Source organism: Streptacidiphilus pinicola (assembly GCF_003258295.1).
In the GTDB taxonomy this organism is placed as follows: Bacteria; Actinomycetota; Actinomycetes; order Streptomycetales; family Streptomycetaceae; genus Streptacidiphilus; species Streptacidiphilus pinicola.
On the sequence record NZ_QKYN01000112.1, the window covers coordinates 18,141 to 32,206 of the forward strand.

A 14,066-nucleotide genomic window follows, 5' to 3' on the forward strand; every position below is an offset into this window, starting at 1 on the left:
AGGGCCCACGACGTGGGCAGGGCGCGGGACGCCGTACGGCGTCCCGCGCCCTGTTCCGTCAGACCCCTACTGCGCGTTGCGGCAGGGGTTGCCGTCGAGCACGTTCCGGAAGTCGTTGTAGAGGTAGTGCGGTCCGCCGACCCCGGGGTAGACCAGGCCGAGCAGCCCGCCGAACTCCGCCTGCGAGGAGCCGCCGAAGTGGTTCGTCGTGCCGGGGATGTGGGCGCCGCCCTCCTGCCACACGCACGAGCCGTCCATCCGGGTCGTGGTGAAGTACGGGTAGAACTGGGCGCCGGGCGGCGGGTTGACGCAGTTGGCGCCGGTCGTGCGGTTGCACGGGACGGGCAGGGTGCCGTTGTCCTCGATCCGTGGGAGGTCGGTCTCGAAGGCCACCCGCTGGAACTGCTGTCCGTCGCGGAAGGTCGGGCTGGAGAAGATGATCGGCGACGGCTTGGTCGCCCGGTCCGCGGCCGGGTTCCCGGTGCCGGGCCAGGTCAGCTGGTAGGGCACGCCGTTGTAGTCGTCGTCCGTCGGCGCGTTGCCGACGCAGCCGCCGATCCGGGCCAGCAGCGAGTCGCTCGGGTTGAAGCAGCCGTTGTCGTCCGCGTCGAGCGTCGAACCACCGGCCGCCTGTGTGCAGTTGCCGGTGTTCGGGTCGGCCGCGGCGCAGTACTCGAAGTGGCCGGTCTCGTCCGCGTAGGCGGTGCTGTACGAGTGGGCCGTCCACGGCACCCGGGTCTGCTCGCTGGAGGTCGAGTACATCGGGTGGTAGGCGGACGGGAGCGTGGTGCAACTGGTCGCCGTCGGGTCGTACTTGAGCTGCGCGAAGCCGTTGGCCACGGACGCGGTCATCGAGCCCCGGCTGTGCGCGGTCTGGTCGTCGATCTCGACCTTGAACCCGGCGCCGGTGTCGAACATGTGCAGCTTCAGCACGTCGCCGGAGTTCATGAAGTAGTCGTGCGCCGCGTCGAGGTTGAAGCGGTTGTTGTTGGTCGGGTCGGCGGGCGAGGTCGCCTGCCCGTTCTTGGTCAGGAAGGCGAAGTTGACGTACTCGACGCCCGCCGCGTTGAGGCAGGACGCGTTGTTGTCGACGCCGGTGTTGTAGTTCCGGGAGAGGCTGTCGATGTTCAGCGCGGCGCACCACTTGGTGGCGTCACAGCTGCTGCCGGCCGGCCACGGGGCCCAGCCGGGCGGGTAGAACTGCATCTCCATGTACGCGCCGCCCGGGTGCTTGCCGATGTAGTGCGGCGAGGCCGGGTCGCTGTCGTTGTAGATGTTGCTGTCCGAGTCCGGCTTGCAGGCCGCGTTGCCCTGGCCCGGTCCGGGGGCGGACTGGTCGTCGCACATCGCCATGCCGAACCAGAAGGCGGGGTGCAGCTGGAAGTTCCAGGTGCTGCCCGAGCCGTCCTGCTTCGGCTGGGTCTTCGGGTCGGTGGGCAGGCGCACCGTGTAGGTGTCGTTGTTCCCCGAGCCGGCCTTGTTGCTGTAGAAGAGCACGGAGGGCTCGTCGTGCCCGACGTAGTGGCCCTCCCCGTAGAGCGTTTCGCTGTCCTCGACCTCGGTGCACCAGCTCATGTTGCTGCCGCAGTCGTGGTGGGCGGCGTGCGTGCCGGCCGTCCCCGCGCTGCTTCCCGCGGTCGTCGTCCCGGAGGCGGCGGCGTTGGCCGCGACGGGGGCGACGGTGAGGGCAGCCAGCGCCGTCAGCGCCGAAATGCCCACCTGCAGTTTCTTCTTGACGTTCCGTGGACCCACGAGCTCCTCCCTCTCCGCTCGCGGCGACGCTGCCGGGAGCGGTGCCCTGGTACCGGCCGGATCTCAAGCCGCAGGCGAACCTAGGTGATGCCTGTGAGCCTTGTCGAGAGAACTGACTGACTCCGTTTCAGCTCGGAGTCGGCGGGACGGATGGTGAGGCCGGCCGCCAAAGTAGGAGAAATCTGCACATTTCTCCGCGTGGGACCACTGCGAAGCGCGGGCGGCGTGCTTACCGTGGGTTGGTGCGACCTGTTGCATGGTGGGCCGTGATGTCCTCGGCGGTCGCGCCGTTGGTGCTGGTCAGCGGCTGGCTGGTGGCGGCGACCCTGCAGGGGCCCGGTTACGACCCGCTGACGGACACCATCAGCGCCCTGGCCGGCACCGGGGCCGTCGATCCGTGGCTGATGGCCGGGGCCATCGGCGTACTCGGCCTGTGCCACCTCGTCACCGCGCTGGGGCTGCGCGCCGCGGGCATCGCCGGGCGGCTCGCGCTGGCCGCCGGGGGAGTGGCGGCGCTCCTGGTCGCCTTCTCGCCGGTGCCGCTCAGCGGCGGCTCGATGCGGCACAGCGCCTCCGTGGTGGTCGGCTACTGCTGCCTCGCGGTCTGGCCGGCGTTCGCCGCGTACCGACGGCGCGACCGTGAGTCCTGGGCGCTCCAGCCGGGGCTCTCCGTCGCGGTTTCGGTGGTGTTCCTGCTCGGCGCGCTCTGGTTCGCCGAGGAGGAGTGGGGCCATGGCGCGGCGGGCCTGGCCGAACGGGTGCTGACCGGCGGGCAGGCACTGTGGCCACTGGTCGTCGTGACCTCCCTCCTGCTCCCGGCCTGGGGCCGCCACCCGGTGGCGGAGGCCGTCGCGGTCCGGGATGCCTGGGGCGGCGGCCGGGTGCAGGCTGGAGGCATGAGCGCGAACACACTGGTCACCGTGCACGCGGTCGTGCGCGGGCCCCGCCCCTTCCGTCGTGTCGAGATCCAGGGCTACGACGCCGGCCCGGCCTTCCGCCCCGAGGACGTCCTGCGGCTCTGCCGGGACCGCGGCCACCAGGACGTGAACCTCGACGACCCGACGCAGGTGACCTGGGTGGGTGGCGACGCGCGGACGTGGTCGTAGCGGCGGTGCGGGGCGTCTGGCTGGGGCGTTGACATTATGCAGGTGAATGCCTGCATAATTGCAGAGTGAGCCTGCCCCCCAGTCCCGACGAAGCCGGCCTGGACGCCGCCTTCAAGGCGCTGGCCGATCCGACGCGGCGGCTGCTGCTGGACCGGCTGCGCGAGCAGAGCGGCCAGACCCTGCGCGAGCTGTGCGAGCGCCTGGCGATGACCCGCCAGTCCGCGACCCAGCATCTGGACCTGCTGGTCCGGGCGAACCTGGTCACCGTGGTCCGGCGCGGCCGGGAGCGGCTCCACTACCTCAATCCAGCGCCGATCCACGAGATCGAGCAGCGGTGGATCTCGGAGTTCGACCGTCCCCGCCTGCAGGTGATCAGCGCCGTCAAGCACCTGGCAGAGGAGCGCGCCATGAGCGTCCCCAGCGTCCCCACCTATGTCTACGTCACCTATGTCCGCGCCTCCGCCGCGCAGGTCTGGGAGGCCCTGACCTCGGCCGACCTGACCGCCCGTTTCTGGGGCCACGCCAACGTCTCGGACTGGCGGCAGGGCTCCCGCTGGGAGCACGTGCGCACCGACGGCTCCGGCGTCGCCGACGTGGTCGGCCGCGTGCTTGCGGCGGAGCCGCCCACCCGGCTGGTGATCACCTTCGACGACGGCGACGACCCCTCCGTCGTCACCTTCCTCGTCGAGCCGCACCAGGACATCGTCCGGCTCACCGTCACCCACGAGAACCTGGCCGACGCGGAGGCGCTCGGCGCGGTCTCGCACGGTTGGCCGGCCGTCCTCGCCAACCTCAAGTCGCTGCTGGAGACGGGCGAGGTGTTGCCGCAGCAGCCCTGGGAGATGGCGCCGGCCAAGGCCTGAGCCGCGCGGAGGGCTGTGCCGAAGGTCTCATCGTTCGGGGGCCTTGGGCCGGTCACGGCGCGCATCCGGGACCGTATGTTGGAACGCATGTCCGAGATACGGTTCGCGCCCCTGGCTCGACTCGCCGACGCGTACGGCACGCGCTTCGCCGAGTTCGCCTTCGAGCCGGGCTTCGTCGCGGCCGTCGACCAGCACGTCGCCGATCTGCGGGAACGGCTGCGGGGCCCGTCGCCCGACCTGACGGCCGAGGCGCCGGACCCGGAGGACCTCTCCGACTACGCCCTGGGCTTCCTGGACGCGCTGGAGGAGATCGGCTGGCGGGAGCCGGTCGGCCACGACTACGCCGTGTGCCGGCTCACCGCCGTCTGCTGGCTGGTCCGCGAGCACCGGCTGCTGGAGCCGGACGCCGCCTGACCCTCCACCGACCGCGCGCGGTCAGGCCATCGGCGGCGTCTCGCCACCGCCCTGCTCGCCCCGGTCGCCGCGGCTGGACTCGATGTCCCGCGCCGGCTGGTTGCGCATCGCGTCCTCGCGGCCGGCCTGGTAGGCGCTGCCGCCGCCGCGCAGGCGAGCGGTCTCCTGCTCGGCCGAGCCGAGCCAGCGCTCCCAACGGGACCGCATCGGGTTGATCATGCTGCCGCCGAAGCCGACGATCACCGTGCCGACGACCGCCGCGAGCGCGGCGATCAGCAGCGGGCCGGTGATCGCGGTCGCGATGCCCGCCTGACCCAGCGCCGCGATGGCGCCCAGGAAGACGATGACGGCCCAGGCGATCCGGGCGACCGCGGGGCCGTAGGAGGCGTTGGACAGCGCGTTGCCGACGATGTCACGGACCGCGTTGGCGATGGCCATCGCGACCACGACGATGACGATGGCGACCAGGCCCTTGGGCAGCCAGTTGACGATCCCGGCGATCATGTTGCTGATCGGGTTGGGGCCGAAGACGCCGAAGGCGAGCTGCAGGGTCATCAGCAGGATCGCGTAGTAGACGACCTTGGCGATGATCCCGGTCATGTCGTACTTGGACCCCTGCAGGGTCCGGGCGATGCCCGCCCGCTCGGCGACCTTCTCCGAGCCGAGCCTGCGCATGAAGCGGTCGAGCACCTTGCCGATGAAGCGGGCGATGATTCACCCGATGACCAGGATCGCCAGGAAGCCGATGAACTTCGGGACGAACGAGATCACCTTGTTGAAGGCGTTGGTGAAGCCGCTTCCGAAGTCGACGGACAGCGCCAGTTGCTGTGCCTGGCCGTGCGCCGCTGTCAAGAGTTGGTTGGTCACTGCCCCGACCTCCGTGCTGAGGCGCCCCCGTGGGCGCGCCGATCCCCCGATGGTGGATCCAGCGTTGCCCGGTCACGGATCGTGCGCCCGTCGGCGGAGCCGCCCGGGTGACGCCCCGTCCGAAGGCCACCCACCTGGGCGCGCCCCGCGCCCCCGGGGACCGGGGTCAGTCCCAGAGGCGGGCGGGGTCGGTGATGACGCGTTGGGTGGTCAGCAGCGCCGCGCCGAGGAGGGGGCCGCGGCGGCCGAGGCGGGAGGGGCGCAGGGTGTCCGGATCCCAGGGGCGGACCCGGACCCGGGCCGTGAGCTCCGTGGTCATCGCGGGCAGCAGCCAGGGGGCGAGCTCGGTGTACGCGCCGCCGAGCACGATCGCCGCCGGGTCGACCAGGTTGACCGCGGAGGTCAGCGCCGTGCCGAAGGCCTCGCCCGCGCGGGTGAGCGCGGCCAGGGTCGGCGCGTGGCCCTCCCGGGCGCGGTCGACGAGCGCGGCGACGGGGTCGCGGTGCGTCCCGCGCACGCCCGCGGCGCGCAGCACCGCGCGGGCGCCGGCGTACTGCTCCAGGCAGCCGCGCGCGCCGCAGGAGCAGCGGGGGCCGTCGGTGTGCACGGGCACGTGGCCGAGCTCGCCCGCGTAGCCCGCCGCGCCGCGGAAGAGCCGGCCGTCGATGACGAGCGCCGCGCCGATGCCGGTCTCGGCCGAGATGTGCACGAGCGTGTCGGCAGGCTCGCCGCCGCGCCACAGCTCCGCCAGCGCGCCGAGGTTGGCCTCGTTCTCCAGCTCGGGCGCGCGCAGCGCCGCGGGCCAGTGCTCGGCGGGGACGACGCCGTGCCAGCCCAGGTTGGGGGCGTGTTCGACGGTGTCGTGCGCGGGGCCGAGGACGCCGGGCACGGCCAGCACCGCGCCCTCGATCCGCAGGCCCAGCGCCAGCGCCTCCCGCGTGCTCGCCGCCGCCAGCTCCGCGAGCTCGCCGAGCACCTGCTCGGCCGGACGGGAGCGGTTCAGCGCCGGGACCCGGTGCCACACCCGCGGCTCACCGCGCAGGTCCACCACGCACGCGCCCAGATGCGCGGGCCCGACCTCCAGACCGAGCCCGGCCGGGCCGCGGTCGTGCAGGGCCAGGGCGCGTCCGGGCCGCCCGGCCTTGCCGCTGGCCTGTGTCTCGCCCTCGACCAGCAGCCCGGCGCCGAGCAGCTCGTCGACCAGGCTGGAGACGGCCGCCCGGGTGAGCCCGACGCGTCCGGCGACGGCCGCCCGCGAGAGAGGGCCCGAGGCGGCCACCGTGGACAGGACCAGGGCGAGGTTCTGACGGCGCATCCCCTGCTGGGACGCGGGCCGGCGCGGCCCCTCGGGCGTTGCGGCGGGCGAGGCGGTGGGCAAGGACGCTTCTCCGTTCCCGTGCTCGTTCGGATCACGCGGGGCCGGCCGGGGTTCCGGCCGGAGCCTGCAGGGTCGCGGCTCGGTGCAGCGTATCGGTGATCTTCGCCAGGGCCACGTCGTCCCGGGGGACCGGCTCCAGCAAGGGGCCGTCGGCGGTGCCCCAGCGGCGAGCCACCGCGTCGGCCGGCTCGCCGGTCAGCAGCGCCGCGGCCTGCGCGGCGGCGCCGAGCGCGACCAGCTCCTGCGCGGCGGGGATCCGCAGCGGGCGGCCGGAGAGCCGCCGCACGGTCTCCTGCCAGGCCCGCCCGCGCGCCCCGCCGCCGATCAGGAGCAGCGGCTGCTGGGGGTCGTCGGCTGCGCCGCCCGCGCGCAGCACTTCGCCCAGCGCGGTGAGCAGCGCGTGCGCCGCGCCGTCGTAGGCGGCCTGGAGCAGCTGGCCCGCGGTGGTGTCGTGGCGCAGGCCGTGGACCAGGCCGCTGGCGCCCGGCAGGTTGGGCGTGCGCTCGCCGTCGAGGTAGGGGAGCACGACTGCGTCGCCGCCCGGCTCGACCGCCTCGCGGTCCCGGCCGAGCAGCGTGGCGAAGCGGTCCACGGCGAGCGTGCAGTTGAGCGTGCAGGCCAACGGAAGCCAGCCGCCGAGCGCGTCGGCGAAGCCGCAGACCGTGCCTGTGACGTCCTGCGGACGCCCGGCGGTCGCGGCGTAGACGGTGCCGGAGGTGCCCAGACTCAGCACGGGCACGGCCGAGCCCGCCGACCCCGAGCCGGCCGATGCCGTGCCGGCTGCCCCCGAGCCGGCCGAGGCGGAGAGCCCGAGGCCGATCGCGGCGGCCATGTTGTCGCCGGTCCCGGTCGCGACCGGGATGCCGGCGCGCAGCGGCCCGTCGCTCCCGCGCACGACCCCGGCCCGCGCGCCGGGGGAGAGGACCTCGGGCAGCATCGCGACGTCCAGGCCGATCCGGTCCAGCAGCGCGGTGTCGTATCCCTCCGGTGTCCACCAGCCGGTGCCCGAGGCGTCGCCGCGGTCGGTGACGGCCACGCCGGTGAGCCGCTCGGTCAGGTAGTCGTGGGGGAGCCGGACGGCGGCCGTCCGCGCCGCGGCCGCCGGCTCGTGCGCCGCCAGCCAGGCCCACTTGGCGGCGGTGAACGCGGCGGTCGGCACGCTGCCGGCGCGCTCCGCCCAGCGCCGCGCGCCCAGCTCGGCCACCAGCGCCTCGGCCTGCGGCGCGGAGCGGACGTCGTTCCAGAGCAGCGCCGGGCGCACCGGGCGACCTGCCCGGTCCAGCGTGACCAGGCCGTGCTGCTGACCGGCCACGGAGACGGCCTCGGCGCGTTCGGCGTAGCCGGTGGCGGCGACGGCCCGCAGCAGCGCCCGCCACCACTGCTCCGGATCGCTCTCCCGGCCGAACCCGGTGCTGACGGTGTGCTCGGCCCGGCCCAACCCGAGCACCGCGCCCGTCCCCGCGTCCACGGCCAACGCCTTGGTGGACTGCGTGGAGCTGTCCACCCCGATCACGATCCGGGCTGTGGTCATGTCTGCTGTGTCCTCTCGCTTCCCCTGGCGGCCCTTGCATACTAATTTGTTTATTGCCATGACGAATAGAGGCTGGAGCCATCCATGAGCAACGACTCCCTGGTCCCCACTCCCGCGCACAAGTTCACCTTCGGCCTGTGGACCGTCGGCTGGCAGGGCCGCGACCCGTTCGGCGACGCGACCCGCCCGGCCCTCGACCCGGTCGAGAGCGTGCGGCGCCTGGCCGAGCTCGGCGCCTACGGCGTCACCTTCCACGACGACGACCTGATCCCGTTCGGCGCCTCCGACGCCGAGCGCGAGGCGGCCGTCAAGCGCTTCCGCGCGGCGCTCGACGCGAGCGGCCTGCGGGTGCCGATGGCGACCACCAACCTGTTCACCCACCCGGTTTTCAAGGACGGCGCGTTCACCGCCAACGACCGCGACGTGCGCCGCTACGCGCTGCGCAAGACGATCCGCAACATCGACCTGGCGGCCGAGCTCGGCGCCTCCGTCTATGTCGCCTGGGGCGGCCGCGAGGGCGCGGAGTCGGGCGCCGCCAAGGACGTGCGGACCGCGCTGGACCGGCTCAAGGAGGCCTTCGACCTGCTGGCCGAGTACGTCGAGCAGCAGGGGTACGACCTGCGCTTCGCCATCGAGCCCAAGCCGAACGAGCCGCGCGGCGACATCCTGCTGCCGACGGTCGGCCACGCGCTGGCCTTCATCAACGAGTTGCAGCGCCCCGAGCGCTTCGGGGTCAACCCGGAGGTGGGCCACGAGCAGATGGCCGGGCTCAACTTCCCGCACGGCATCGCCCAGGCGCTGTGGCACGGCAAGCTGTTCCACATCGACCTCAACGGCCAGTCCGGCATCAAGTACGACCAGGACCTGCGCTTCGGCGCGGGCGATCTGCGTCAGGCCTTCTGGCTGGTCGACCTGTTGGAGTCGGCGGGCTACGACGGCCCGCGCCACTTCGACTTCAAGCCGCCGCGCACCGAGGACTTCGGCGGGGTGTGGGCCTCGGCGGCCGCGTGCATGCGCAACTACCTGCTGCTGGCCGAGCGTTCGCGTGCCTTCCGGGCCGACCCGGAGGTCGTCGCGGCGCTCGCGGCGGCCCGCCTGCCCGAACTCGCCCGCCCCACGGCCGAGGACGGCCTCGCCGCGCTCCTGGCCGACCGCCGCGCCTTCGAGGAGTTCGACGCGGACGCGGCGGCCGCACGCGGCATGGCCTTCGAGGCGCTGGACCAACTGGCGTTGGAGCACCTGCTCGGCGCCCGCTGAGCCAGGGCCCGGGTTGACCTGAGGCGTCGGACGGGCGCCCGTCCGCCCTCAGCCCTCGGTGCCGGGGGCGGCGAAGCGGGCGGGGGCGTAGCGGCGGCGGTGCTGTTCGCGGAAGGAGTGGCCGAGGTGGTGCTGCAGCCGCAGGTGGCGGAACTGGTAGACCGCCCCCGTCTGGCGCAGCACCCCGCGCCGGTAGGCGTCGTCCAGGAACGCGATGGTGTTCCAGGGCAGTCGGCCGGTCAGCGGGAGCCAGAGCCGGGTGAGGACCAGCCACTGCCCCCACGCGGTGAACGCGATCGCGCAGGAGCACGCGCCGCCCAACCCGCCGATCGTGCCGACGATCAGGCCCACGGTCAGCCCCCAGGTCATCGGGCCGAAGGCGTACTGGAGCACGTCGCAGACCGCGAACCCGCCGAAGGTGATCGCCAGGGCCAACACCGGACCGAGGACGAGGAGCTGCCGGCTCACCGTCGCACGATTGGCGGCGAGCAGGCCGATCGGGGTCGCGGCGGCCGAGGTGTCCAGCGGCGCCTCCAGGGTGGCCATCAGCGCCAGGGTCAGCCCCGCGGCGATGCCGAAGATCAGGCCGAAGGCCAGCATGTTGACCAGGGTGGCCCGGACGACCGCCCAGTTGTCCAGCGGCACGTTCAGGTACAGGCCGCGTTCCACGGTGATCGCGGCGGCGGTGCCCGCGCCCATCGCGAAGCCGCCGAGCAGCACCGCGCTCAGGCGGCGCGGGGTCAGCCGCACCGGCCCCCGGTGGGCCGCCAGGTTGCGCCGGGAGAGCCGCAGTTGCATCCGGGCCGGCTCGAAGGGCTGGTCGGAGCGGACGACCAGGACCGCGTAGAGGAGTCCGAAGGACACCCCGACCACCGGCCCCATCAGCAGTCCGTCGAGCATGACGAACCAGAGCGCGGCCGAGGAGGTGAGCAGGCCGACCAGCCAGTCGGCCAAGATCATGGAGACGGTCGAGACCAGGACCACGGCCAGCACCCGCAGGGCGCGCGGGAGCGAGTCGCCGATCCGCCACCAGGCGAGGTCCTGCTGCTCCCGCTCGCCGCCGACCATGTGGTGGGCCAGGTAGCCGAGCCAGCGCTGGGCCCGCTCCGCGTCCCACTCGCGGCGGCGCGCCCGCCCACCCGTCGGCCGCTCCGCCGTACGGCGCCGGTAGAGCGCCGGGACGAAGCCCGCGAGCAGGTGCTCCTCCAGCGCGTGCGCGGTGGGGAACCGCTGCTCGTCGAGGAGTTCGGTGGGATCGCGGTGGCGTCCGTCGCTGTACATCGTCCGGGCCAGGGTGACCATCAGCGGTGTGCTGAGCACGGCGGCCAAGGTGGTGGCGGCCCGCGTCCGACGGGCGCGCAGCGCCTCCAGCACCTCGTGCCAGAGCGGTGGGGACGCTCCGTCCCGGTCGGCGGCGCCCGCGAGCGCGTCCAGGGCGGCGGGACGGGCGGTGCGGGGCAGGTAGTCCACGACATGATCGACCGTCAGGTCGGTGAGCTCGATCGCGGCCGCCAGGACCAGCGGGGAGCCCGCCGCCTGCGCGGCCTCGGCGAACTCGGCGCGTCTGCTGGTGAGTACCAGGGGCAGCAGCGCGGTGTTGAGCTCCTCCAGGGCGGCGGCGCGCAGTCCCTCGGCGATCTCGTCGAAGCCGTCGAGCACGGGCAGGATCACGTCTCCCTGCACCAGCGCCGCGGCCATGCTCGCCCCGCTGGGGACGCGCCGGGCCAGATGTGGATGGTCGCGCAGCAGCAGGTCGACCATCCAGTCCCGCAGCGTCGTCGTGGTCGGGTCCCAGGAACCGAGGCTGAACACCACGGGCACCCGGTCGGGGAAGCCCGGTGGCTCCAGCAGGTCCAGCGCGAGCCGGATCGTGAGGATCGACTTGCCCGAGCCGGCGCGGCCCAGGATCACCAACCGGCCGGATCGGATGGCCCGGTAGGACTCCGCCACGCCGCGCAGATCGCCCTCGAGCGGCGCGGCCGGAGGCCCGTCCCCCTCGGCGGGCACCCCGCCGGAGGTGAGCCGCTCCACGTTCGCGCGGTGGTCGGCCAGGCCCGGAGGCGCGGCCTGCCAGCGCACCGGCAGCGCGAACGGGTCGTGCACGCGCCGCTGTTCCTCCTCGCGTTGCAGCCGCCGTCGCACCTCGCGCGCCAACTCCTCGGCGGCGTCGGCCAGCTCGCCGCGCAGCGGCGCGGGCGCGGGGACGGGGGTGCGCGCGGGCGCCACGGCGGGCCCGATGGGTTCCGGTGGTTGCTCTGCCGTAGTGGCGGGTTCGGTGGGCGCGACGGGTTCGGCCGGCGCGACGGGAGCTCCGAGCTCCGGTTCGTCGTCGCGCTGACGCACGCCGGTGAGCGTCGCGGCCAGGCGCCTGCGTTCCTCGGGACTCGCGTTCAGGGCGTCCGCAAGGAGGTTGACGGTACCGAGGCGATGGTCCTTCAGGCGGCCTGTCTCCAGGCGGCGGATGGTGCTGACGCTCACCCCCGACTCGTGTGCCAACTCCTCCTGTGTCAGTCCGGCCTGGTTCCGCAGGCCGCGCAACAGCGGGCCGAGCCGTTCCGTCACCGCGGCGCCCTCTCTCTTCCTCGGTTACGGTCCTGGTTCACGATTCTAGCCGTTGACTGTCCGTCAACAACCGGCCGTCCGGCTCGTGGGCCAGGCCGTAGCGCCGTGCCGTCTGTTCCTCCTGCGCGATGCGGTGCAGGGCGGTGAGGGCGGGTTCCATGAGAACGGCGCCCAGGACCGCGAACTCGACGCGTTCCTCCTCGGTCGGGTGGGCCTCCATGAGGTCGAGGTCGAGGTCGGCCATCCGCTGCATGAGTTCGGCGTAGGGGATGACGATGTCGGCGCTGTCGGCGTAGCCGAGCCGGCGGAACGCGGCCAGGGCCAGGACCAGCGAGCGGTACGACGGCGAGATGGTGCGCAGCGCGAGGGCGTTGGTCCAGCCGAGCCGTTCCAGGAGGGCGTCGACCTCCTGGCGGACGCCGCGGATGTGCTCGTCCTCCTCGTCCGGCTCGCGCACCTGGGGCAGCGCCCACAGCGCCGCGCCGAGCCGGAGCGAGCGGCCCAGGGAGTGGTCGTCGATGTGCCCCAGCACCTCGCGGACCGTGGCCACCGGGATCCGGCCGACCTGGATCATCGCCCGCACCAGACGCAGGCGGCGCAGGTGCTCCTCGTCGTACTCCGCGGTGCTCGCGTTGATCTGCCGGCCCGGCGGCAGCAGTCCTTCGCGCAGGTAGAACTTGATCGTCGCGGTGGAGACCCCGCTGCGCTTGCTCAACTCCGCCAACCGCATCGCACGCGCCTTTCTGGTGGAGGCCCTTGCACCACCCTCTCGGGGAGTGACACTATCCAACCATCGCGTACAGGGGTAGTGACGCTATCCGATCGGGGGATCTCGTGACCGGTCATCAATGACCTGCTGCTGACCTGTGCCTTTGTCCTTCCCGCCGCAAACATCGGGGTGTGAACACCCGTCAGCGACGAGATGAGGAGGAGGCGTGGCCTACCGCTACTGGTGCGGGGAGTGCGGCTTCAAGACCCCGTGGCTCACCCAGTCCGAGGGCGAGCAGAGACAGATCGAGCACTACGCCTCGCGCCACCCGGGGATCGAGCCGGGCGGCCAGGTGGAGGTCAACCGGAAGAACCCGGGCGGCAGTGGAGGCTGCCTGACAGCCGTGGCCATCGTCGTGCTGCTGCTCCTCGTCGCGGCCTCCTGCCACCACTGACCGAGACCGCACCACCGAACCCGAACCGTCGTCAGAACCCAAGCCGAAACGGGGAGTCCGCCATGGACGAACTCATGCACAAGCTCGTCTCCGCCGTCCTTGTGGCGCTGCTGTTGACCGTCGTCAGCGCGATCAGCGTCGCCACCCGCAAGCGCAAGGTCGCCCGCGCCGAGGGGGCGGCGCCGGCGCCGGCCGAGGACCCGACCCAGGCGCTGCTGCGCGAGGCCCGGAACCACGACCTGCGCCGCGACGAGCTCGCGGCCCAGGGCCACACCGCCGAGGCACTCGGACACGCGCGCGCCGCCGCCGAACGCTGGCGCCTGCTCACCGACCAGCGCCCCGGACGCTTCCTCGCCGAGCGCCGCGCCGCGCTCGCGTCCCTGGCCGGGCTGCTCACGGTGGCCGGCCACGAGAGTGAGGCGACCCGCGCCCGGATGGAAGCCGACTCGCTCGTCTGAGCAGGGCCTCCGCGTCGGAGTGCCCTCGACCGTCCCCGACTCCCGACCGTTCGAAGGAAGAACGAGCATGCCCAGTGCCCTGTGGTCCGGACGCTCCGCCACCGCGCACGGCGCCGCACCCGACCTGGGGCGCGCGCTGGCCCGTGAACTCGGGCTGGACCGCGCCCCCGACGTCGGCGTGCTGCCGGCGGACACCACCGCCTCCCCGGCGGGCAGCCTGCTGCCGCCGCGCGAGCGATACAGCGGGATGCCCGCGCCCACCCATGCCTACCTCTACGTCGACGCCACCCGTCCGCGCCCGTTCGAGCTGCGGGCCGCCCTGCTGAGCGGTCGCACCCTGCGCGGCCGCAGCATCGGGCTGGGCGCCCTGCTCTACGCGGTGCCGCTGCGGGCCAAGGTCGCCACCCAGGTCGCGTTGACCGGCGGCGGGCCGATGGGTCCGCAGCGCTTCGGCGGCGATCCGAAGGCCGCCGCGCGTCTGAACGCCGACCCCGAACTCGCCCGTCAGGCGGCAGCGGTGTCCGTCACCCGGGCCGGGCCCGACACGCGCCACACCTGGGAGGTCGATCGGCTCCTCGTGGTCGAGCCCTACCCGGGCGGGGCGGTCCTGCTCGCCCGCACGCTCCACCGCGCCACGACGCCGCAGTGGGAGGTCCGCGCGCCGGCCCTCCTCGACCTCGCGGCGCGCATCGAAACCCTGCTCGTCGGTTGACCC

At 73.4% G+C, this 14,066-nt stretch carries 14 protein-coding genes; 7 read left to right on the top strand and 7 right to left on the bottom strand.

Features of this window, described 5'->3' with window-relative positions; translation table 11 throughout:
- Positions 1–66 precede the first annotated feature (66 nt).
- Positions 67–1,752, bottom strand: a complete 1,686-nt coding sequence (locus tag DN069_RS27050; protein WP_111505238.1) for a hypothetical protein — start codon at positions 1,750–1,752, stop codon at positions 67–69.
- Between the two features lie 242 nt (positions 1,753–1,994).
- On the opposite strand from DN069_RS27050, the gene DN069_RS42670 reads away from it, so the two are divergent.
- The 3 genes from DN069_RS42670 to DN069_RS27070 all read left to right on the top strand — a co-directional run bounded on the left by DN069_RS42670 (position 1,995) and on the right by DN069_RS27070 (position 4,135).
- A complete protein-coding gene (locus DN069_RS42670; protein WP_341538505.1) occupies positions 1,995–2,858 on the top strand; it encodes a DUF998 domain-containing protein in 864 nt (287 codons plus the stop codon).
- Between the two features lie 98 nt (positions 2,859–2,956).
- The gene (locus tag DN069_RS27065) at positions 2,957–3,721 is read left to right on the top strand and encodes an ArsR/SmtB family transcription factor (RefSeq protein WP_111505304.1); all 765 of its coding nucleotides are present in this window, start codon (positions 2,957–2,959) and stop codon (positions 3,719–3,721) included.
- Positions 3,722–3,808: 87 nt separating this feature from the next.
- Positions 3,809–4,135 carry a DUF6401 family natural product biosynthesis protein gene (locus DN069_RS27070; RefSeq protein WP_111505240.1) on the top strand — a complete coding sequence of 109 codons (327 nt, stop codon included), beginning with the start codon at positions 3,809–3,811 and terminating at the stop codon, positions 4,133–4,135.
- A gap of 21 nt (positions 4,136–4,156) precedes the next feature.
- Here DN069_RS27070 and DN069_RS27075 read toward each other — a convergent pair whose 3' ends face one another.
- From DN069_RS27075 to DN069_RS27085, 4 genes are all read right to left on the bottom strand, one after another.
- On the bottom strand, positions 4,157–4,825 hold the full coding sequence (locus tag DN069_RS27075; protein WP_424556328.1) for a mechanosensitive ion channel family protein: 669 nt from the start codon (positions 4,823–4,825) through the stop codon (positions 4,157–4,159).
- A 24-nt stretch (positions 4,826–4,849) separates the two neighbouring features.
- Positions 4,850–5,002, bottom strand: coding sequence for a mechanosensitive ion channel family protein (locus tag DN069_RS42925; RefSeq protein WP_424556329.1), 153 nt, complete (start codon positions 5,000–5,002; stop codon positions 4,850–4,852).
- A 166-nt stretch (positions 5,003–5,168) separates the two neighbouring features.
- Positions 5,169–6,317 carry an ROK family transcriptional regulator gene (locus DN069_RS27080; RefSeq protein WP_111505242.1) on the bottom strand — a complete coding sequence of 383 codons (1,149 nt, stop codon included), beginning with the start codon at positions 6,315–6,317 and terminating at the stop codon, positions 5,169–5,171.
- 94 nt (positions 6,318–6,411) lie between these two features.
- On the bottom strand, positions 6,412–7,911 hold the full coding sequence (locus tag DN069_RS27085) for an FGGY family carbohydrate kinase (RefSeq protein WP_111505244.1): 1,500 nt from the start codon (positions 7,909–7,911) through the stop codon (positions 6,412–6,414).
- A gap of 84 nt (positions 7,912–7,995) precedes the next feature.
- Between DN069_RS27085 and xylA the strand changes: the two genes are divergently transcribed.
- Positions 7,996–9,168: a xylose isomerase gene (gene xylA / locus DN069_RS27090; RefSeq protein WP_111505246.1), complete on the top strand. Its 1,173-nt coding sequence runs from the start codon at positions 7,996–7,998 to the stop codon at positions 9,166–9,168.
- A gap of 48 nt (positions 9,169–9,216) precedes the next feature.
- Here the strand turns inward: xylA and DN069_RS27095 are convergent, their stop codons facing one another.
- Positions 9,217–11,730, bottom strand: a complete 2,514-nt coding sequence (locus tag DN069_RS27095; RefSeq protein ID WP_111505248.1) for a helix-turn-helix domain-containing protein — start codon at positions 11,728–11,730, stop codon at positions 9,217–9,219.
- Between the two features lie 37 nt (positions 11,731–11,767).
- On the bottom strand, positions 11,768–12,460 hold the full coding sequence (locus tag DN069_RS27100; RefSeq protein ID WP_111505250.1) for a MerR family transcriptional regulator: 693 nt from the start codon (positions 12,458–12,460) through the stop codon (positions 11,768–11,770).
- Between the two features lie 205 nt (positions 12,461–12,665).
- Here DN069_RS27100 and DN069_RS27105 point away from each other — a divergent pair, with 205 nt between their 5' ends.
- The 3 genes from DN069_RS27105 to DN069_RS27115 all read left to right on the top strand — a co-directional run bounded on the left by DN069_RS27105 (position 12,666) and on the right by DN069_RS27115 (position 14,063).
- Positions 12,666–12,893: a hypothetical protein gene (locus DN069_RS27105; RefSeq protein ID WP_111505252.1), complete on the top strand. Its 228-nt coding sequence runs from the start codon at positions 12,666–12,668 to the stop codon at positions 12,891–12,893.
- Positions 12,894–12,955: 62 nt separating this feature from the next.
- A complete protein-coding gene (locus tag DN069_RS27110; protein WP_111505254.1) occupies positions 12,956–13,351 on the top strand; it encodes a hypothetical protein in 396 nt (131 codons plus the stop codon).
- A gap of 67 nt (positions 13,352–13,418) precedes the next feature.
- Positions 13,419–14,063, top strand: a complete 645-nt coding sequence (locus DN069_RS27115) for a hypothetical protein (RefSeq protein ID WP_111505256.1) — start codon at positions 13,419–13,421, stop codon at positions 14,061–14,063.
- Positions 14,064–14,066 lie beyond the last annotated feature (3 nt).

What these genes read in the sequence shown, in the direction of transcription:
- DN069_RS27100 (WP_111505250.1), bottom strand. Translation starts at nt 12,460, where the DNA reads ATGCGGTTGGCGGAGTTGAGCAAGCGCAGCGGGGTCTCCACCGCGACG.
- DN069_RS27070 (WP_111505240.1), top strand. Translation starts at nt 3,809, where the DNA reads ATGTCCGAGATACGGTTCGCGCCCCTGGCTCGACTCGCCGACGCGTAC.
- DN069_RS27080 (WP_111505242.1), bottom strand. Translation starts at nt 6,317, where the DNA reads ATGCGCCGTCAGAACCTCGCCCTGGTCCTGTCCACGGTGGCCGCCTCG.
- DN069_RS27115 (WP_111505256.1), top strand. Translation starts at nt 13,419, where the DNA reads ATGCCCAGTGCCCTGTGGTCCGGACGCTCCGCCACCGCGCACGGCGCC.
- DN069_RS27110 (WP_111505254.1), top strand. Translation starts at nt 12,956, where the DNA reads ATGGACGAACTCATGCACAAGCTCGTCTCCGCCGTCCTTGTGGCGCTG.
- DN069_RS27085 (WP_111505244.1), bottom strand. Translation starts at nt 7,911, where the DNA reads ATGACCACAGCCCGGATCGTGATCGGGGTGGACAGCTCCACGCAGTCC.
- xylA (WP_111505246.1), top strand. Translation starts at nt 7,996, where the DNA reads ATGAGCAACGACTCCCTGGTCCCCACTCCCGCGCACAAGTTCACCTTC.